This window comes from Halorubrum sp. Atlit-26R (assembly GCF_003666015.1).
GTDB lineage: Archaea > Halobacteriota > Halobacteria > Halobacteriales > Haloferacaceae > Halorubrum.
The window spans coordinates 1-20,351 of the sequence record NZ_QPLT01000001.1 but is presented as its reverse complement, the minus strand read 5'-3'; the positions used below and the strand labels follow the sequence as shown (position 1 = coordinate 20,351).

The window sequence follows — 20,351 nt, the reverse complement described above, 5'->3', positions numbered from 1 at the left end:
CGGCGGGGGTTCCTCGGGAGCGTGGGAGCGCTGGTCGCCGCGGCCGCCTACTCGCGCGACGTGTCGGCGGACGACGCCGCGCCGGTGGCGAACGGCGAGGACGACCCGGTCCAGCGGGTCGAGTCGCCGGACGGATCGATCGCGGTCACGGTCGATGTCTCGGACGGGGTGCCGACCTACGAGGTCGCGCGCGACGGGACGACGTACGTCGAGCCGTCGACGCTCGGGTTCGACTTCCGGAACCAGCCGGCGTTCGGCGCGAGTGCCGAGAGCGAGGACGGGTCGGTGGCAGTCACGGGTACCGAACGCGAGGCGGCGACCGAGGCGTGGAAACCGGTGTGGGGGGCCTACGACGAGGTCTCAGCCGAGTACAACGCCCTGAGCGTCGGCCTCGCGGACGCGGGGTCGGACGGGGGCACCACCGAGGACGCCCGGACCGCGACCCTCCAGATCCGCGTGTTCGACGACGGGCTCGGACTCCGGCTCGTCCTCGGCGAGGGGTTCGCGAGCAACTCGGAGAAGGCGGTGGTCGCCTCGGAGAACACCGGCGTCGACTTCGCGGACGACTACGACGCCTGGTGGATCGCGAACGCGGTGACGAACCCGCGGTTCGAACAGGAGTACGCCGAGACGCCGCTCTCGGAGATTCCCGGCGGGAGCGACGACCGACGGCCGAACGACACCGGGATGCGCGGCGGGGCGCACACGCCGCTCACGGTCGACGCGGGCGACGCGTACCTCAGCGTCCACGAGGCGAACCTCGACGACTACGCGGCCGCGACGCTCGCGCCCCGCAGCGACGACGGCGGGACGACGTTCGCGACGGAACTCACGCCGCTGCCCGAGGGGTCGCGGGCCTCGCTGGACCTGCCGGCGGCGACGCCGTGGCGGACGATTCAGGTCGTCGACCGGCCGGGCGAGCTGATCGAGTCGCAGCTCGTGCCGCTGCTCGCGGACTCGCTCGACGAGTCGGCGCTCCCGACCGCGGGGAACGGCCCCGACACCGACTGGATCGAGCCGCGGAAGTACGTCGGCATCTGGTGGACGATGATCGCGGGGCAGGCGAACTGGGAGTACCGGGCCGACGAGTCGTTCGACAGTCCGACGGACGCGGCCGGCTACGTCCACGGCGCGCGGACGGAGCGGATGAAGCGCTACATGCGGTTCGCGAGCGAGAACGGCATCGACAGCGTGCTCGTCGAGGGGTGGAACGAGGGGTGGGACACCTATCCCGGGGACGGCTCCGGGCTGAAGTTCGGCGTCGACGACTCCTACCCCGACTTCGACGTGCGGGAGGTGACCGACTTCGGCGCGTCGCTGCCGGAGCCCGTCGAGATGACAGCTCACAACGAGACCGCCGGAAACATCCCGAACTACGAGGAGGCGGTCCTCGACGGGGACGCCTTCGCCGAGTACGACTCGGTCGGCATCAGCTCGATCAAGAACGGCTACGTGGCGGACTCGGGGCTCGGAATCACCGGCGACGGGACCGATGCGACCCACAATCACCACAACCAGCTCGCGGTGAACCACCACCGACGCGTGATCCGCGAGGCGGCCGCGAACCGCCAGCTGCTGGAGATCCACGAAGGGATCAAGCCGACGGGCGAGATCCGCACCTACCCGAACGTGGCGAACCGCGAGGTCGTCAAGGCCCAGGAGTACGACGGGTTCGGCCAGCTCGGCTCGAACGTCGGCCGCGACCACCACGTCACGCTCCCGTTCACGCGGAACCTCGCCGGCCCGGTGAGCTACCAGCCGGGCATCTTCGACATCACGTTCGGCGACGAGCGCGGCGACCAGATCCAGACGACCCGCGCCAAGCAGCTCGCGATGTACCCGACGTACCTCAGCGGCCTCCAGATGGCCGCCGACCGGATCGAGGGGTACGTCGACGAGACGTTCGCGGTCGGCGAGGCGCTCCAGGCCGCGGCCGGCGACCTCGGCGGCCTCGTCACCGACGACTCCTACCGGGACGCGTTCGGCACCAACTTCGTCGCCGTCGACCCCAACCGCGCGCCCAGCGGGTCGTCGGTCTCCTTTACCGTCGAGGACGTGCCCAGCGCCGGGACGTACGACCTCCACCTGCGCTACGCGAGCGACGCAGAGGAGAACGCGGGCCGCGTGATCGACGCCGGCACGCCGCGTGCGACCCTCCGCGTCAACGACGCGCGGGAGACCATCGAACCCGACTTCACCGACTACTGGGACGACTGGCAGGTGTTCACGACCTCGGTCGAGCTCGACGCGGGCGACAACGAGGTCGCGATCGAGCTCGACTACGAGCAGGGCGACGGCGGCTTCACCGGCGACGTCGGCGGCTTCAATCTCAACACCGTCGCCGTCACCGAGTCGGGCGAGCCGTCGCCGGTCCCGGCCGAGTACGAGGGGTACGTCCCCGAAAACGAGAACTTCGACGCCGAACCGGAGTTCGGCTTCATCGAGTCGGTCCCGGCGGCCGGCTGGGACGAGACGCGCGTCGTCGGCGCCGCGATCGGTGACTACCTCGCGATCGCCCGCCGCAGCGGCGACGAATGGTACGTCGGCGTCATGACCGACGGCGACGGCCGCGCGGTCGACGTGCCGCTCGACTTCCTCGCGCCCGGTAACTCGGGGAACGCACCCGGCAACTCCGGCGGCGCGCCGGGGCGCGAGAACGGTCGCGGCAAGGGCAACGGCAAAGGGAAGGGTCGCGGCAAGGGCAACGGAAACGGCCGCGGCAACGGCCGCGGCGGCCGGAACGGACCGAGGTACGTCGCGGAGATCTACTCGGACGCGGTCGGCGCGGGCGTCGACCTCGACCCGACCGGAGTCCGCATCGACGAGGCGATCGTCACGCCGAGCACGACGCTGCTCGCGTCGCTCGCGTCGAGCGGGGGGACCGCGGTCAAACTGCGTCCGGCGCGGGGCCGCGAGATCAGCCGGCTTCCGGAGTACGAGCGCCCGGAGCAGACGATCTCGGTGTCGGTCGCGGACGAGGCCGACCTCGGCGAGTCGTTCATCACCGCGACCGGCTCGAACGACGCCGCCTTCGTCGGCTCGACCGCTGTCGAGATCGTCGTCGACGGTGAGGTCGCCTCGCGCGACACCGTCCGGCTCCCGCCGAACGCGACGGACGAGACGGTCGAGCTCGGCTTCAGTGTCTCGCGGATCGGCACTTTCGACGTCGTCGTCCGCGGGGCCGACGGCGGGACCGAGCTCGGCTCCGGGACCGTCACGGTCGCGCCCGGCGAGCTCGTGGGGCAGCTGACCGATCCCGCGGGCGACGACGACGGACCCGGCGAGTACGTCTACCCGACCGACGGGGCGTTCCAAGACGGCGCGTTCGACCTGCGCTCGTTCCGCGTGCTGGAGACGGACGAGGAGTACCGGTTCGCGTTCGAGGTCGAGAAGCTATACAACACGTTCGACAGCGAAACGTTCGCGCCGCAGTACTTCATCGTCTACTTGCGCGATCCGTCGGCCGACGGAGGGAGGACGACGGAGATCGGTGACTTGAATGTCACCGCCGAGTTCGCCGATCCGTGGCAGTATCGGGTCGGTTCAGACGGGTATGGTGGTAGCATCGTCGTCGACGACGAGGGCACTAACCTCGGAACTGTGGAGCGGTTTGCCGACTTCGCGTCGAACGTGGCCGTCGTCTCGATCCCGAAGACGGCGCTCGGCGGAGCCGACATCTCCGACTGGGAGGTCCTCCCGATCGTCGGCTCGGAGAACTTCGGTTCGTTCCGTGGCGTTCAGGTCGAGGCCGGCGGGTTCGTCTTCGGCGGCGCCAAGGAGGACGCCGTCGGCAACGCGCCTCGGGTGATCGACATGATCACGCCGGAGGGCGTCTCGCAGGCGGACGCGCTCGCCTACGACGACGACACGCTCGCGTCGCTGCCGTTCACGCCGTTGTAGAGAAGAGAAGAGTAGAGACGCGGCGGACGCCCTCCGCCGCACCGGATTCAGAAGTGGTTCGCGGACTCGGTCTCGTGTTTGAGTTCGCCGCCGCGGCCGCCCTCGACGGTCGAGGCGCCGTTGTCGCCGGAGGAGGCGGTCCGCACGGTGACGTTGTCGACCTCCTCGAAGTCCATGATGAGGTCGCGGCGGATGTTGTCGGCGGTGATGTTCGAGATGCCGCACCCGGAGCAGGTGCCGCCGAGCTCGACGACGACCTCGCCGGTCTCGGGGTCCGCCTCGCGCACGACGCTCGTGCCGCCGTGCATCTGGATGATCGGCATCTGTCCGACCATCCACTGCTCCACTCGGTCCGCGAGGCTTTCGTCGCTCTCGTCGCTCATTGCCCCTCGTTCGCTCCCGACGGTATGGAAAGTTGCGGTTTGGGAGCCGCGAGCCACGGCGAAAGGAACTGTGTCATCGTCGATGAGACGGAACGGGACCGCGAGGACCGCGTATCCGTCGCCGGCGTGGAGACGTTACCGGTCCGAGTCGTCGCTCCCGTCGGCCGCGTCCCCGGACTGACTCGGGAGGTGCGTGGGGTCGGCCGCGTCGTCGCCGTTCATGGAATCGTCGCGTTCGAGCAGGTAGAGGAGGGGGCCGAGCGCGGTCAACACGAGGACGCCGGGAAGCGGGGCATCGGGGACGAGAACGAAGGTGACAACGCTCGCGCCGCCGGTGAGGACGACGAGGGCGGCCCACGATCCCGGCGACCCGAGGTCGACGCCGACGCGAGCGGCGTCGCGGTAGACGGCCGCGGCGATCAGCGCGACGGCGACGCCCCCGCCGCCGGCGACGAGCGCCGTGGTGACGGACATACGGTGGGTTGGAGCGAGACGCGAAAAAGGGTGTCGCGAGCGAGCGCGACCGGAAAAAGCGGAGGGAGGGTGGGAGAGCGCGAACGCGAGCGGGAAGCTACGGCGCCTCGCCGGTCTCGATGCTGAAGGAGTCGCGCGGGTAGGCGACGCAGGTGAGCGTGTAGCCGTCGTCGATCTCGGCCTCCTCGAGCATCTGCTGGTTGTCGTGCTCGACGAAGTCCTCCGAGGGGCCGTCGGCGATCCGGCCGGCACAGGAGACGCACTGGCCCTGCCGGCAGGCGTACGGGAGGTCCCACCCCTCGTCTTCGCCCTGTTCGAGGATGGGCTGGTCGTTGGAGAGCTCGACCGTCTCGCCCTGCTTGACGAACTCGACCTCGAAGTACTCCACCTCGTCTTCGGGGATGTCACCGGGGCCGGAGCTTCCGGTGCCGCCCTCTTCGAGCTCGCCCTCCTCGCCGTCGCCGCCGGCCGGGATGGCGCCGCCGCCGCCACCGCCGCCGCCGATCGCGCGGTTGCCCGGCTCCGGGAACTCCGTCTCGGGGACCGCGGACGCGCGGTGTTCGAGGACTTCGTCCGAGATGTCGGTCGTGGGTTCCCACCCCGTCCCTCGCACCGAGGTGACGAGGACCATGAGCAGCGTCGCGACCGCCGCGAGCACGATCGCGGGCGGGTTCACGATCGCCGCGAGCACGATCGCCAGTGGGTTGAGCATACGAGGGGATATGAAGAGGTGGATTAAGACCGTTTTGATCGGTCCAACCGGACGAGATCGGCGTGAGGCCGAAACCACGGCGCGATCTCCCGCTACCACGCCGCGGAGCGGTCCATTTATCGGCCGAGCGGCCGACTGGACGCCCATGGAAGTGAAATCCCGGCACCACCTCCGGAGCGACGAGATCACGGCGATCCAAGACGCGGTCGCCGACCACCTCGGGGTCGACATCGACGGGGAGGCCTTCGAGTTCGTCGAGTTCGTCGACGCCGGCTACGAGCTCGTCTTAGTCGACGGCGACCCCGCCGTCTTCTACGTCGACGACGACGAGCCGTTCCTCACCGTCCGGGGCGCGAACGACTACGACCCGGAGACCGGCGTCGTCACGGTCGACTCCGGCGCGATATCCTTCGTCTCCGACGGCGCCGACGTGATGCGCCCGGGGATCGTCGAGGCCGACGAGGCGATCCGCGAGGGCGACCTCGTCGTCGTCGCCGAGGAGACCCACGGGAAGGTGCTGGCGGTGGGCCGCGCGATGGTCGACGGCGACGAGATGGTCGGCGACAGCGGGAAAGTGGTCGAGTCGATCCACCACGTCGGCGACGACCTCTACGAGTTCTCGGTGTGAGCGCGGGCGACGACGCTATTTATAAATAGAACTGCGGTGGCGCGTGCCTCCGAGCGCCCAACGGGCGCGAGGAGCACGCGCGAGGTCGCCGGCGCTACGCGCCGGCTGCCAGAGGGACCTTCGGTCCCTCGCTGGAGTCGGTCGCCGAGCGAAGCGACGGCGACCGACGAGGCTGGGGAGGTGTGAGGTGCTGTGCGGTTGCGGTCGGGTGGGGCTTTGGAGCTGTTCGCTGTCGATCCTCAGCAGCCAGTTATAAGCGAGCGGCTGGGACTTTGGCGGTGTTCGCCGCCGATTCATAGACGGCTGTTTATAAGCGAGCGGCTGGGGCTTTGGAAGTATTCGCCGCCGAGCCGCAGTCAACGATTTATAAACAGAGGCCGGAAGCGGCGTTGACGTCCCGATCGACTCCGTCCCATTCGCTCCGCGCCTTTTAATCGCCTCGCCCGCGACCCCAGACGTAATGACCGGGATCCGGGTGCTCAGCTACAACGTCCGCTACGCCAACCGCGGCGACCACCACGACGCCTGGCACGACCGCCGCGACGCCGTCGCGCGACTCGTCCGGTTCCACCGCCCCGACGTCGCCGCGTTTCAGGAGCCGCTCCCCGAGCAGCGCGAGGACCTCCGCGAGCGGCTCCCGGCGTACGAGTTCGTCGGACGCGGCCGCGGCGCCGACGGCGAGGGCGAGGGGTGCCCGATAGCGGTCCGGAGCGACCGCTGGGAGGTCGTCGACAGCGACACGTTCTGGCTCTCGGAGACCCCGGGAGAGCCCTCGACCGGCTGGGACGCATCTCACCCGCGGATCGCGACGTGGGCTCGGGTGCGCGCCCGCGACGGCGACGCGAGGCTCCTCGTCGTCAACACGCACTTCGACCACGTGAGCGCGCACGCGCGACGCGAGTCCGCCCGCCTGCTCCGCGAGCGACTCCCGGCGGTAGCGACGGCAGATGGGGGCGACTCCGACGAGACGCCCCCGGTCGTCCTCGTCGGCGATCTCAACTGTACGCCGGGGTCGGAGCCGCACCGGATCCTCGTCGGCGACGATCCGGAACACGACGGGGAGGACTCCGCGACGCCGCCCGAAGACGCTCTCGCGCTCCGCGACGCCGCGGCCGAGGCCGACCTCCGGCACGGCCCGGAGACGAGCCTCACCGACTTCGCTCGCCTCATCGACGGCCGCCGGATCGACCACGCGCTCGTCTCGCCCGCGGTGTCGGTTGAGGCGTTCGCGACGCTCGCGGACCGGGACGACCGCGGCCGCTACCCCTCCGACCACCTGCCGATTCTGGCGCGGCTGTCGATATAGGGAGGGGCCGCTACTCGTCGGCCGCGTCGGGCTCCTCGTCGTCGTCGGCCGCTTCCTCGTCCTCCGCCCCGTCCTCCTCCTCCTCGGCGTACTTCTCCAAGATCGTCTCGTAGCCGCGTTTCGCGGTCTCGTACGTCTCGCGGAGGTCGGCGACCGGGGTCTCGCTCGCGTCGACCCGGAGGTCGTTGTAGTAGGGGTCGTCCGCGTCCTCCTCGGTGTTACGCACGAGCAGCGCGGCGGACTGGACCTCGAGGTCCTCGCGCTTGTCGCCGCCCGCCGCGTGGCCCGCCGCGAGGGCGTCGATCAGCCGCTCGGCGAGCGGCGCGTCGCCGTGCGCGTCGGACTCGTAGGCGGCCGCGGTATCCTCGATCACGTCCTCGCCGGTCAGGAGGTTACCCGCGACGGTGTAGTTCTGCCCCTCGCGGTGGCCGTACCAGTCGTTACACTCGTCGCCGGAGAACGCGAACGTCCCGTCGGCGTCGACGCCGTGGAGCTGGCGCTGGGCGCTCCCCTCGTCGGCGTTCAACAGGTCCTCCAAGGCGTCGTCGACCGCGAGCCCGTCGCCGAGGTACTCGATCCCCTTCCGCCCCAACTCGACGTTGACGAGCGACTGGGTCGCCACCGCGCCGTCGGACGACGCGAAGGGACACAGCGTGCCGACGCCGGGCAACCGGGTGGTCACCGCCACGCCGAACCGGACCTGGTCGCCGCCGTCCTCGTCGGTGTACCGCTCGCGAACGCAGATGCTGAACGTCACATCGGGTCTGCGGCGGCGACTCGCAAAAGGGTGCGCTCCGGGGCCGATGGTTCCGGTTCTCGACTGGCGAACGGCGACCGCGCCCGCGACGCGCGGCGTGCCCGGACCGCGCGCGACGGCGACCGAACGCGCGCGATGGCTCCAGAGGGGGACGCCGACCCGCTCCCGTCGTCGATCTCACGCGGCGCTGATAAGAGCGACTGACGGACCGTCGGCGGACCGGCCGGATCCGGCGAGGGCGACGGCGCCGAGTCGATCCTGTTGGGTGTCAACTGGCGACATACTTATCCGTGGCAATCCCTCCCACATATATAGCCTCGGATACGGGCGAGGCGTTCACCGGCACCGACGCGCACCCCGACGACGCGCCGCTCGCGGCTCGACGAGTTGCCGATACGCGCACGGAGAGCGACAGCTCCGTGCGGCGCGACCCGCGCCGGCGACGCCGACCCCGCTATCCGAGCGAACGTGATACGATGGCAGACCGACACACGCTCGAACGGCTCAGCGAGGAGTACCGGACGGCGGTCCCCGACGACCTCAGAGCCGCGCGCTCGTTCGACTGGTACCTCGACGCGCTGTACGACGACCCCGAGATCGCGCGGAACGCGCACCAGCGCGTCGCGGACATGTTCGACCACTACGGGACGCGCTACGACGAGGAACGCGGCGTCGTCGAGTACGCGCTCGCCGCCGAGGACCCGCTCCACGACGGCGAGAACGTCTTCTACGGCCGCGAGGTACACGAGGCGATCCACGAGTTCGTCAACAAGGTGAAGTCCGGGGCCCGCGGACTGGGTCCCGAAAAGCGGATCAAGCTCCTGCTCGGTCCGGTCGGCTCCGGCAAGTCGCACTTCGACTGGCTGGTCCGCCGCTACTTCGAGGCGTACACCCGCGAGGACGCCGGCCGGATGTACACCTTCCGGTGGGTCGACCTCTGTTCGGTGATCGACGACCAGGACCCGGACGACGACGCGGTCCGCTCGCCGATGAGCCAGGACCCGCTCGTCCTCCTCCCGAAGCCGCAGCGGCAGGCGGTGATCGACGACCTCAACGAGCGGCTCGACGCCCCCTACACGCTCCGGAACGACCAGCACCCGGACCCGGCCTCGGAGTTCTACCTGAACGAGCTGCTCGCGCACTACGACGACGACCTCCAGCGCGTCCTCGACGAGCACGTCGAGGTCGTCCGGCTCGTCGCCGACGAGAACCGCCGCCAGAGCATCGAGACGTTCGAGCCGAAGGACAAGAAGAACCAGGACGAGACGGAGCTCACCGGCGACGTCAACTACGCGAAGCTCGCCGTCTACGGCGAGTCGGACCCGCGCGCGTTCGACTACGCCGGCGCGTTCTGCAACGCGAACCGCGGCCTCTTCTCCGGCGAGGAGCTGTTGAAGCTCCAGCGGGAGTTCCTCTACGACTTCCTCCACGCCTCCCAGGAGTCGACGATCAAGCCGAAGAACAACCCGCGGATCGACATCGACCAGGTGATCGTCGGCCGGACGAACATGCCCGAGTACCGCGAGAAGACCGGGGACGAGAAGATGGAGGCGTTCAACGACCGCACCAAGCGGATCGACTACCCGTACGTGTTGGAGTACGAGAGCGAGGCGAAGATCTACGAGAAGATGCTCGACAACGCCGACGTGCCCAACGTCCACGTCGAGCCCCACGCCTTGGAGATGGCCGGGCTCTTCGGCGTCTTGACCCGCTTAGAGGAGCCGACCGACGAGACGGTGGCGCTCGTGGAGAAGGCGAAGGCGTACAACGGGGAGTTGGAAGACGAGGAGATCGACCGGCGGAAGCTCCGGGAGGACGCCGCCGAGTCCGCCGACGTCGGCGAGGGAATGGACGGCATCTCCGCGCGGTTCGTCGGCGACGAGATCGCGGAGGCGATCATGGACGCCACCCACCGCGACCGTGGGTACCTCTCGCCGCTGTCCGTCTTCGACCACTTCGAGGCGAACCTCGGCGGCCACGGCTCGATCGCGGCCGACGACCTCGACCGCTACGAGCGCCTGCTCGACCGCGTCCGCGAGGAGTACCGCGAGCGCGCCATCGAAGACGTGCGCCACGCGTTAGCGTACGACGTCGACGAGCTGCGCCGGCAGGGCGAGAAGTACATGGACCACGTGATGGCGTACATCGACGACGACACCGTCGACGACGAGCTGACCGGGCGGGAGACGGAGCCGGACGAGACGTTCTTACGCGCCGTCGAAGAGCAGCTCGACGTCCCCTCCGACCGGAAGGACGACTTCCGACAGGAGGTGTCGAACTGGGTGTCGCGGCGCGCCCGCGAGGGGCGCGGCTTCGACCCGCAAGAGAACGACCGGCTCCGGCGCGCCCTCGAACGGAAGCTGTGGGAGGACAAGAAGCACAACATCAACTTCTCGGCGCTGGTGTCCGCGACCGACCTCGACGACGAGGACCGGAGCGCGTGGGTTTCGGCCTTGGTCGACCGCGGCTACTCCGAGGACGGCGCCGCCGAGGTGTTGGAGTACGCGGGCGCGGCGGTCGCGCGCTCGGAGATCGAAGACGGTGGCTGAGATGAGCGACCGCACCCGATCGGACGGCGAGGGGTTCCTCGACGCGGCCGACGAGGCGCTCCGGGGGGCGTACGACCCGCCGATGAGCCTCGCCGCCTACGTCGACCGCGTGCTGGAGAACCCGACCGCGGCCGCCTCCGGCGCGGGATACGTCCTCGCGGCCGTCGAGTCGTTCGGGACCCGCGAGGTCCGCGAGCGCGGCGAGACGCTCGACCGGTACCGCTTCTTCGACGACCCGGCGAACGACGGCGAACACGCCGTGTTGGGGAACACCCGCGCGCTCAACGAGTTCGTCGACGACCTCCGCGCGGCCGCGACCGGGCGGGGGAACGACGAGACCATCGTCTGGATCGACGGGCCGACCGCGACGGGGAAGTCGGAGTTCAAGCGGTGTCTTATCAACGGGCTCCGGGCGTTCTCGAAGACGGAGGCCGGCAGGCGGTACACCGTCGAGTGGAACGTCGCGGGCGCCGGGGCCGGCGTCGGCGGGGGCGGCGGCGCGGGCGCGGCGTCGCTCTCGTACGGCGACGGCGGCGACGCCGGGGAGTGGTACCGCAGCCCGGTCCAGTCGCATCCGCTGTCGGTGTTCCCCGAGGCGGTCCGGGAGTCGATCGCGGACGCGGTCGACGGCGACGCCTACCCGATCGCCGCCGACGTGGAGCTCGACCCGTTCAGCCGCGAGGCGTACGACCACTTGGAGTCGACGTACCGCGAGCGGGGCCGCCGGGACCTCTTCTCGGCGATCACCGACCGCGACCACCTCCGCGTCACGAGCTACGTCGTCGACGTGGGGCGCGGGATCGGTGTCCTCCACGCCGAGGACGACGGGACCGCGAAGGAGCGGCTCGTCGGCTCGTGGATGGGCGGCATGCTGCGCGAGCTCGACTCGCGCGGCCGGAAGAACCCGCAGGCGTTCAGCTACGACGGCGTGCTCTCGCAGGGAAACGGCGTCGCCACGGTCGTCGAGGACGCGAGCCAGCACGCGGACCTGCTCCGCCGGCTGCTCAACGTCCCCGACGAGCGCCGCGTGAAGCTCGACAAGGGGATCGGGATGGACCTCGACACCCAGCTGATCGTCATCTCGAACCCCGACCTCGACGCGGAGCTGGACCGACACGCCGAGCGCGGCGACGCCGACCCGCTGAAGGCGCTGAAGCGCCGGCTCTCGAAACACGAGTTCCGCTACCTCACGAACCGCCGGTTAGAGGCGCGGCTCCTGCGCAGAGAGATCGCCGGCGCGACGGCGGTGGAGGGGGCGGGCGACGCGGACGAAGCGGCGGTCGGAGCGCGCGCCACCGCGGGGGGCGACAGCGGCGACGTCGCGGCGGGCGCGCGCGCCGACCCCGGCGCGGCGCCGCTGTCGATCGAGGTTCGGGAGCCGGACGGCGCGACCGTCGAACGCGAGATCGCGCCCCACGCGGTCGGAGCCGCCGCGCTGTACGCGGTCGTCACGCGGCTCGACCCCGACGACTCGCCGGGCGACCTCGACCTGATCGAGACGGCGGAGCTATATGAGACGGGAGAGGTCCGGCGCGGCGACGACGCGGTCACCGTCGACGACGTCGCCCTCGCAGAGGGGGACGGCCGCAACGGGATCCCGGTCACCTACGCCCGCGACGCGGTCGCCGACCTGCTCGCGACGACCGCCGACCGGAGCCATCCGGACCTCCCGGTCGAGCGCGTCGTCACCCCGACCGACGTGCTCGACGCGATGGCCGACGGGCTCGCCGACGCCCCCGTCTTCTCGCGGGCCGAGGCCGCGGAGTTCGAGGGGCGCCGCGGGCCGGTCGCGGCGCGGATCCGCGAGCGGCAGCGCGAGGACGTGGTCGACGCGATGCTCGCCGAGGAGACCGTCCCGACGGAGACCGTCGCCGAGTACGTCGAGCACGTGTACGCGTGGGACGAGGACGACCCGACGCGGCGCGAGCGCGAGGACGCGGCGCCGGACCCGCTCGCGATGAAGGTGTTCGAGACGGAGACGCTCGGCCGGTTCGACGAGGGCGACTACCGCGGGACCGACCCCGGGCGCGCCGTCGAGCGCTTCCGGCGCGAGCGGGTGATCCGCGGGCTCACGCGGTACGCGTGGCGCAACCGCGGCGAGGGGTTCAGCGTCGACGAGGTCGACCTCGGGGAGGTGCCGGAGCTGAAGGCGGTGATCGACGCGAACGACCTCGCCGACGTGAAGCGCCGGTTCCCCGACCTCGACCCCGCCGCGTGGCCCGACCCGCCCGCCGACACCGAGACGGACCGCGTGAAACGCGAGACGATAGCGCGACTCCGCGAGCGCGGGTACAGTCCGGCGTCCGCGGAGTTGGCGAGCCGGGCCGTGATGGAGGACGTCCGCGAGGAGTGGCCCGACGTCGACGGGGCGGCGGGCGACGACCCGGACGCCGACGGCGGTCGAAACGGGGGTGAGAGCCCGTGGGACTGACCGAGGACCGCGAGCGGTTCCGCGAGGTCGGCGAGACGCGCCGGGCGGACCTCGCCGAGTTCATCAGTCACGGCGACCTCGGCGGCTCCGGCGCCGACCGGGTCCGGATCCCGATCAAGGTGATCGACCTCCCCGCCTTCGAGTACGATCAGCGTTCGGCCGGCGGAGTCGGACAGGGCGGCGACGGGCAGCCGCAGCCCGGCCAGCCGGTCGACCCCGAGCCCGGCGACGGCGACGAGGACGGCGACCCGGGCGAGGAGGGCGGCGACCACGAGTACTACGAGATGGACCCCGAGGAGTTCGCGCGCGAGCTCGACGAGGCGCTCGGGCTGGACCTCGAACCGAAGGGGAAGCGGGTGGTCGAGGAGGTGGAGGGCGACTTCACCGACACCGCCCGGGCGGGACCGCGCGGCACCCTCGACGTCGACGAGTTCTTCAAGCGCGGGCTGAAGCGGCACCTCGCGACCGACTTCGACGGGGCGTACGTCCGGGAGGGACTGTTCGTCGCCGGCGCCGATGTCGACGACGTCTTCGCGTGGGCGCGCGGGCAGGGGATCCCCGTCTCCCGGGCGTGGATCGCCGACGCCGCAGCGACCCTCGCGGACGAGCGCGGCGAGCCGGTCTCGGCGCTCGACCGCTGGGAGAGCTTCGACGCGCTCGACGACGAGGTCGACCGCGAGCCCGTCACGCACCGGATCCGCCGGGAGGGGCTCGACAGCGTCCCGTTCCGCCGAGAGGACGAGCGGTTCCGCCACCCGGAGGTGATAGAGAAGCGCGAGCGCAACGTCGTCGTGATCAACGTGCGCGACGCCTCCGGCTCGATGCGGGAGACGAAGCGCGAGCTGGTCGAGCGGGTGTTCACCCCGATGGACTGGTACCTGACCGGGAAGTACGACGCCGCCGAGTTCCGGTACGTCGTCCACGACGCGGAGGCGTGGGAGGTCGACCGCGAGGAGTTCTTCGGAATCCAGTCCGGCGGCGGCACCCGGATCTCCAGCGCGTACGACCTCGTCGAGGAGATCCTCGAGGAGTACCCGTACAGCGAGTGGAACCGGTACGTGTTCGCCGCGGGCGACTCCGAGAACGCCGGCAGCGACACCACCGAGCGCGTGATCCCGCTGATGGAGTCGATCGACGCCAACCTCCACGCGTACGTGGAGACCCAGCCCGGCGACGGCGCGGCGAACGCCCGCCACGCCGACGAGGTCGAGGCGGCGTTCGGCGACGCCGACGACGTGGCGGTCGCGCGCGTCTCGGAGCCGGACGACGTGACGGAGGCCATCTACGAGATCCTCAGCACGGAGTCGTCGGGCGACGGCGGCGCGGGCCGCGGCGAGTCCGCCGCCCGCGGGCGGACCGACGGGGGTGATCGCCGATGAGGGACGACCGCGTCGAGGCGAAACGCGAGGCGGACGCCCTCGACGAGCCGGCCCGTGAGGCCCGCGAGCTGGCGGAGCGGCTCGGGTTAGCGCCGTATCCGGTGCGGTACTGGGTGGTCGACCACGACCAGATGAACGAGCTGATCGCCTACGGCGGCTTCCAGCGGCGGTACCCGCACTGGCGGTGGGGGATGAACTACGAGCGACAGAAAAAGAAGGACCGCCACGGGCTCGGGAAGGCGTTCGAGATCGTCAACAACGACGACCCGGCCCACGCGTTCCTCCAGGAGTCGAACTCGGCGGCCGACCAGAAGGCCGTCATCACCCACGTTGAGGCGCACGCCGACTTCTTCGCGAACAACGAGTGGTTCGGGCTGTACGCCGACCGCGGCGAGGACGGGCCGAACGCGGCGGCGCGGTTAGAGCGCAACGCCGACCGGATCGCGGCGATCGCCGACCGCCCCGACGTCGACCGCGACGAGGTCGAGCGGCTGGTCGACGCCGTGAGCGCGCTGGAGGACACGATCGACCAGCACAGCCCGGTCGACGCCGCCCGGTCGGTCGAGGAGCCGGGCGTCGCGGCCGACGTGAGCGACGGGGACGACGACCCGCTCGCGGCGATCGAAGCGCGGATCGACGACCTCGACCTCTCCGAGGAGGTGCGTCGCGACGTGTTCGACGACGAGTGGCTCGAAGCGCGGGGCGAGGGGATCGAGCCCGAGGAGCCGCGCCCGGACGTGCTCGCGTTCCTGCGCGACCACGGGAAGCGGTACGACCCCGACAGCGGGAAGGCGGTCGACCGCGAGCCGTGGGAGACGACCGTCATCGACGCGGTCCGCGAGGAGGCGTACTACTTCGCCGGGCAGAAGCAGACGAAGGTGATGAACGAGGGGTGGGCGACGTACTGGGAGTCGGTGATGATGGGCGGCGAGGGGTTCGCCGGCCCCGACGAGTTCCTGACGTACGCCGACCACATGTCCCGGGTACTCGGCTCGCCCGGACTCAACCCGTACAAGCTCGGCTTCGAGCTGTGGACGCACGTGGAGCTGCGGGCGGCCCGCCGAGAGGTGATCGACAAGCTGCTCCGCGTCGAGGGGGTGACCCCCGAGAACTTCCACTCGCGGGTCGACCTCGACGAGGTCGCCGACCTGCTCGAACCCCACCCGGCGATCGCGGGCGCCGGCCCGGCGACGCTGGACGAGCTCGCCGACCTCGCGGCTGCGGGCGACCCGCGCGTCGACGCCGAGGCGGTCGACCGGGCGCTGTCCGTCCGGGACGGCTCCGGCGGCGGTCCCGGTGAGGGCGAGACGGGCGGCGACGGCGACGAGATGGACGTCGAGCGCTACCCGTGGAAGCTGCTCACGCGCGATGGGCTCGCCGAGCGCCACTACGTCCTCTCGCGGCCGGAACACCGCGGCGCGCTCCGGAACGTCTCCCGCGAGGCGCTCGAAGAACAGGCGCGGTACCTGTTCGACGTGGACCGGTACGAGACGGTCGCGGCGGCGGTCGACGACGTCGACCGCGCGGCCGGCTGGGAGCGCATGTTCGAGGTCCGCGAGAGCCACAACGACGTGACGTTCATCGACGCGTACCTCACCGACGAGTTCGTCCGCGAGGGGAACTACTTCACCTACGAGTACAGCCGAGCAGCCGGGGAACACCGCGTCGCCAGCGTCGACGCCGACGACGTGCGCAAGAAGCTGCTCCTCCGGTTCACGAACTTCGGGAAGCCGACGGTCGTCGTGTTAGACGGCAATTTCCGGAACCGCGGCGAGCTCCTCTTAGGCCACCGGTACAACGGCGTCGCGCTCGACGAGGAGAGCGCCCGGGAGACGCTGAAGCGGGTCTTCGAGCTGTGGGGGCGGCCGGTGAACCTCGCGACGATCCGCGTCGAGTACGACGACGGGGAGGTCCGGCGGGCCAAGCGGCGCGGCGAGGAGCCCGAGGGCACCGAGGTCGGCGTGCGCTTCCAGTACGACGGCGGTGAGGTGACCGAACACGACCTCGATGCCGAGACGGAAGCGCGCATCGCCGCCGACGGGGTCGACTACGACACCAAGCCCGACGACTGGCTGGCGTGAGACGGGGGCGCCGCCGACCGGCATCCCGGCGCCGCGGGCCGCCCGGACCGACACTTATACTCGCCGAGCGATAACGATACCCATGGACGCTCCCGAGGCGGCGGCCGACGGGCGCGGGGACGAGCCGTCGGGACCGGGCTCCGAGGAGCCGTCGCTCGCCTTCGCGGCGCGGGATCCGGCGGCCCTCGACGACGCGACCGAGCTGTACCTGCTGGACCGGCACGCCGCCGAGGACGGCACCGTCCGGGTCCAGTTACTCGGGTGGGAGCGCGACGGCGACGTCGTCCGCGTCGCGTACGCCCTCCCGACCGGTGAGCGGCGACGCGACCGTTACCGCTGGCCGACCGCGGGGCGCTACGAGGAGAGCGACTTTCTCGCGTTGATCCGCGGGCTCGGCTATTCCCCGGCCGCCGCCGACCTCGTCGCCGGGGAGTTCGCCCGCGCGCGCAGCGAGAACGGCCGCTGGCGGATCGTGACCGGGCGGCGAGGGAGCGGACGCCGCGGTCCGAGAACGGTGCGGGACTCGGGGGGCGCTCGGACGATCGACGCCCGGACCGAAGAAGGCGAACGGGTCGCGGAGCCGGAGATCGCCGCCGACCTGCGGCGGCGCGTTCGGCGCGTCGGTCCGATGGCGACGGGGAGCGCGTCGGTCGTCCTCTTCGTCCTCGCGGTCGGCGCTCCGGCGTCGCTCGCGGCATTGACTGGGGGACTCACGGCCGCTTCGGCCGCGCTGGGGGGCGTGCTGTTCGCCGCGGCGGTAGCGACGCTGGGCCTGTCGGTCGCGGCGGTGTCGTGACGGGCCGTCGACGGACGGGACCCGGCGAACGGCTACGCCAGCGACGCGACCAGTTCCGACACGGCCGCGACCTCGTCGTCGTTGATCCCGTGGTCCATCCCCTCGTAGATCCGCTCGTCGACGTCGGCACCGAGCGCCTCCAACACCGCGGTCGTCTCGTGGACGCGCTCCTCGGGAATATGGGGGTCGACGTCGCTACAGCCGACGAACGCGGGAGTCCCGGCGAGCGGCTCCTCGGCGTCGACGTCCACTCCGCCCTCGGCATCCCCCTCCGCTCCGCCCTCGACATCGCCAGCCGCGTCCGGGAGGTAGTCGTCGACGGCGACCGCCTCGCCGATCAGCCCGCCGCTGAAGACGGCGAGCCCGCCGTAGCGGGTCGGGTTGCGGGCGACGAACTCGCTCGCGAGGCAGGCGCCCTGCGAGAAGCCGCCGACGAGGACGCGATCGCGAGCGACCCCGGCGTCGACCGCGCGGTCGACCGCCGCTCCGACCGCCCGGAGCCCCGAGGTCCGACCGGGCTCGTTGTCCGCAATCGGCGCGAGGAAGGAGTTCGGATACCAGGTGTTGCCCGCGGCCGCGGGTGCGATAATCGCGACGTCGCGGTCGCCGGCTAACTGCTCGCCTAAGTCGACGACGCTGCGGGCGGTCGCGCCGCGGCCGTGAACGAGCACGAGCGCCGCGTCGGCGTCCGCGACGGGCGTCCCCGCCGTGACCAGCGGCTCGTCGCCGTGCGGGTCCGGAGCGCTGCCGGTCATCTCAGACCCCCACGCCGGCGTCGGCGTCGGGCAGGTCGTGTTTGTTCACCGGGAGGCCGAGCTCCTCGAGGGCGCCCTCCATGTGGCGGTCCTGCGCGAAGTCGGCGCCGTCCTCCTCGCGGAGGCGCTGCGCGGTCGCGAACACCTCGCCCTTCCGGTCGTCGGGAATCTCGTACTTGTCGGCCGACAGCTCGATGACGAGCCCGTTGTTGTCCTGGGTGTAAATCGAGTGGAAGATGCCGCGGTCGAACACGTTGTACCCCTTCCCCGCCTCCTCGAGCGCCGCCATGATATCCTCGTACTCGTCGGGCTCGACGCTGAAACACAGGTGGTGGACGGCGCCCGTGTTGACGCGCTGGCCGCGCGCGGACGACCGCTCGTCGCTCACGAACACCGTGAGGATCCGGCCGTCGCCGGTGTCGAAGAAGAGGTGCGTCTGCGAGGGGTCGTCGAGGTTCGGCTGGCGCAACACGAGCGGCATCCCGAGCAGGTCGCGGTAGAAGGCGAGCGTGTCCTCCTCGTTGCTGCCCCAGACCGTGATGTGATCGGTGCCGCTGGTGTGGAACGGTGCGTCAGGGAGTTCCGACGTGACCGGAGCCGGCTTCTCGTCGCTCATATCGATCGAAAGGCGACCGAGGCGTATAAAAGCGAGAGGGACGGGACGGTGACCGGCTGACACCGGTGTTATCTGACCGACTTCCTCCGAGGAGGTAGCCGTCGGACTCCCCTCGGGAGCGCCGTCACCGCTGCCAGACGGGCGGGGCGACGCCGAGCGCCCGAACGACGACAGGATACGCGACGGCGATAGCCAAGACGATCAGCAGCGACGCCGCGAGCCCGAGTCCGCCGACGACGCGCTCCACAACGGCCAGCGCGACGAACATGGCGACGAACATCACCGCCCAGTGGGGTGCGAGCTGTCGCACCTTCTCCGTTGCCGAACTCATGGTCTCGGTAGCGGTTCCGACAGGTAGTGACTGTCGGTTGAACGGAGCGGAACAACGAAAACGCCGGGCTGCGGTCAGTACCGCGACGGGATGAACGCCATCCCGGCGAGCATGATCGACGACAGGATCGAGAGGACGAGGACGCGCGAGAGACCGCTGTTGTACTGGTTGAACCGTTCTATCTCGGTGACCTGCGCCTCGTACGCCTCGACGTCGGTCGACATCCGAAGCGTCGACGCGTCGGGGAAGTGCGCGACGTACTCCGTGTCGCCGATCGTCACCGTCGACTCCTGAGCGAGTTCGACCGTCTCCGTCTCGGTGGTCTCCCACACGAGGACGGCCCCGTCGGCCGTCACGTCGTCGATTGTGACCGTCTGCCCGTCGTACTCGAGCGTCTCGCCCGTCGCGTACGACCGCTCTTCGGGCGCGGGGAAGTACTCGTCGACGGGCACCAGCGTCCGGTCGCCGTTCTCGTCGGTCACCGCGACGTACTCGCCGTCCTCGAGGGTAACCGTCTCGTTTTCGGCCGCGTCGTCGGCCTCGAGGATCGCCTGTCGGTCGAGTACCTCAACAAGCGTGAACTCGGTCGCGTTCTCCCCGGGGATCTCCACGCGCCACTCGCGGTCGTCGACCGAGACGGTCGACTCGTTCGCCCATGTTTCGGAGGTCTCCGCCGTGAACTCGCGTTCGAGCGTGCCCGAGATGACCATCTGTCCCGCGTCATTCTCGTTTTCAGAGATGTCGGCCACGACGTACGTCTCGCCGCCGACCTCGACCGAGTCGTCTTGCGAGGCGTCAATTTCCGGATTTTCGAGCGCTATCTCCGGACTCTCGGCCGTCGCGGTCAGCGCACCCGCCACGCCCGCAACGGCGAGGAACAGCGCGACAAACACGGCCACAGCGCGTCGTTGCATAGTTCACGCATGGGTCACCCGGTGTTTAACGGTTACTAAGCGGGTCAGTTCGTGGGACCGAACGGCCGGTCCGTCTCGAAAAAATCGAAAGCCAAGGGCCGGATTTGAACCGGCGTTGGGCGGCTCTGCAGGCCGCTGCGTCTGACCAGACTCTGCCACCTTGGCGCCAAGCGAAGGTACCGCTGTCGAGCGTTTAAGTTTAGCGGTCGGATGCGAGCGCGGTGGGTCGCTGGATATGAAAAAAGCCCACGGACGCGCTGTCCGTGGGCTTGGTGGGAATACTCCCGTATGAGTGGGCAGGCGGCGACTCGTGGTTCCCAGAGGATCGCTCACTCCAGT

At 70.5% G+C, this 20,351-nt stretch carries 16 protein-coding genes and 1 tRNA gene; 8 read left to right on the top strand and 9 right to left on the bottom strand.

Features of this window, described 5'->3' with window-relative positions:
• Positions 1–21 precede the first annotated feature (21 nt).
• Positions 22–3,900, top strand: a complete 3,879-nt coding sequence (locus tag DVK07_RS00090) for a glycoside hydrolase family 97 catalytic domain-containing protein (protein ID WP_121595560.1) — start codon at positions 22–24, stop codon at positions 3,898–3,900.
• Positions 3,901–3,947: 47 nt separating this feature from the next.
• Here the strand turns inward: DVK07_RS00090 and DVK07_RS00085 are convergent, their stop codons facing one another.
• From DVK07_RS00085 to DVK07_RS00075, 3 genes are all read right to left on the bottom strand, one after another.
• Positions 3,948–4,283, bottom strand: coding sequence for a NifU family protein (locus DVK07_RS00085; protein WP_004599172.1), 336 nt, complete (start codon positions 4,281–4,283; stop codon positions 3,948–3,950).
• A 135-nt stretch (positions 4,284–4,418) separates the two neighbouring features.
• A complete protein-coding gene (locus DVK07_RS00080; RefSeq protein WP_121595151.1) occupies positions 4,419–4,757 on the bottom strand; it encodes a hypothetical protein in 339 nt (112 codons plus the stop codon).
• Between the two features lie 97 nt (positions 4,758–4,854).
• Positions 4,855–5,469: a 2Fe-2S iron-sulfur cluster-binding protein gene (locus DVK07_RS00075; protein ID WP_121595150.1), complete on the bottom strand. Its 615-nt coding sequence runs from the start codon at positions 5,467–5,469 to the stop codon at positions 4,855–4,857.
• 145 nt (positions 5,470–5,614) lie between these two features.
• Here DVK07_RS00075 and DVK07_RS00070 point away from each other — a divergent pair, with 145 nt between their 5' ends.
• Both DVK07_RS00070 and DVK07_RS00060 read left to right on the top strand, forming a co-directional pair.
• The gene (locus DVK07_RS00070) at positions 5,615–6,097 is read left to right on the top strand and encodes an RNA-binding protein (RefSeq protein WP_121595149.1); all 483 of its coding nucleotides are present in this window, start codon (positions 5,615–5,617) and stop codon (positions 6,095–6,097) included.
• A 460-nt stretch (positions 6,098–6,557) separates the two neighbouring features.
• Positions 6,558–7,403 carry an endonuclease/exonuclease/phosphatase family protein gene (locus DVK07_RS00060; protein WP_121595148.1) on the top strand — a complete coding sequence of 282 codons (846 nt, stop codon included), beginning with the start codon at positions 6,558–6,560 and terminating at the stop codon, positions 7,401–7,403.
• A gap of 10 nt (positions 7,404–7,413) precedes the next feature.
• On the opposite strand, the gene DVK07_RS00055 is transcribed toward DVK07_RS00060, so the two are convergent.
• Positions 7,414–8,160, bottom strand: a complete 747-nt coding sequence (locus DVK07_RS00055; RefSeq protein ID WP_121595147.1) for a DUF1028 domain-containing protein — start codon at positions 8,158–8,160, stop codon at positions 7,414–7,416.
• A gap of 476 nt (positions 8,161–8,636) precedes the next feature.
• On the opposite strand from DVK07_RS00055, the gene DVK07_RS00050 reads away from it, so the two are divergent.
• The 5 genes from DVK07_RS00050 to DVK07_RS00030 all read left to right on the top strand — a co-directional run bounded on the left by DVK07_RS00050 (position 8,637) and on the right by DVK07_RS00030 (position 17,396).
• Complete coding sequence (locus DVK07_RS00050; RefSeq protein WP_121595146.1) at positions 8,637–10,709, top strand: PrkA family serine protein kinase; 2,073 nt, start codon at positions 8,637–8,639, stop codon at positions 10,707–10,709.
• Position 10,710: 1 nt separating this feature from the next.
• Entirely contained in the window at positions 10,711–13,140 is a 2,430-nt protein-coding gene (locus DVK07_RS00045) for a kinase anchor protein (RefSeq protein WP_121595145.1), read from the top strand.
• Positions 13,131–14,519: a DUF444 family protein gene (locus tag DVK07_RS00040; protein ID WP_121595144.1), complete on the top strand. Its 1,389-nt coding sequence runs from the start codon at positions 13,131–13,133 to the stop codon at positions 14,517–14,519. Before DVK07_RS00045 ends, DVK07_RS00040 begins: the two co-directional genes overlap by 10 nt.
• Positions 14,516–16,600, top strand: coding sequence for a SpoVR family protein (locus DVK07_RS00035; protein ID WP_121595143.1), 2,085 nt, complete (start codon positions 14,516–14,518; stop codon positions 16,598–16,600). Before DVK07_RS00040 ends, DVK07_RS00035 begins: the two co-directional genes overlap by 4 nt.
• Positions 16,601–16,682: 82 nt before the next feature.
• Positions 16,683–17,396, top strand: coding sequence for a hypothetical protein (locus DVK07_RS00030; RefSeq protein WP_121595142.1), 714 nt, complete (start codon positions 16,683–16,685; stop codon positions 17,394–17,396).
• 32 nt (positions 17,397–17,428) lie between these two features.
• Here the strand turns inward: DVK07_RS00030 and DVK07_RS00025 are convergent, their stop codons facing one another.
• The 5 genes from DVK07_RS00025 to DVK07_RS00005 all read right to left on the bottom strand — a co-directional run bounded on the left by DVK07_RS00025 (position 17,429) and on the right by DVK07_RS00005 (position 20,177).
• Positions 17,429–18,151: an alpha/beta hydrolase gene (locus DVK07_RS00025; protein WP_121595141.1), complete on the bottom strand. Its 723-nt coding sequence runs from the start codon at positions 18,149–18,151 to the stop codon at positions 17,429–17,431.
• Between the two features lies 1 nt (position 18,152).
• Positions 18,153–18,767, bottom strand: a complete 615-nt coding sequence (locus tag DVK07_RS00020; protein ID WP_121595140.1) for a VOC family protein — start codon at positions 18,765–18,767, stop codon at positions 18,153–18,155.
• Positions 18,768–18,891: 124 nt separating this feature from the next.
• Positions 18,892–19,098 carry a hypothetical protein gene (locus DVK07_RS00015; protein WP_121595139.1) on the bottom strand — a complete coding sequence of 69 codons (207 nt, stop codon included), beginning with the start codon at positions 19,096–19,098 and terminating at the stop codon, positions 18,892–18,894.
• Positions 19,099–19,172: 74 nt separating this feature from the next.
• Positions 19,173–19,997, bottom strand: a complete 825-nt coding sequence (locus DVK07_RS00010; protein WP_121595559.1) for a hypothetical protein — start codon at positions 19,995–19,997, stop codon at positions 19,173–19,175.
• Positions 19,998–20,101: 104 nt separating this feature from the next.
• Positions 20,102–20,177: transfer RNA gene (locus DVK07_RS00005), tRNA-Cys, on the bottom strand.
• Positions 20,178–20,351 lie beyond the last annotated feature (174 nt).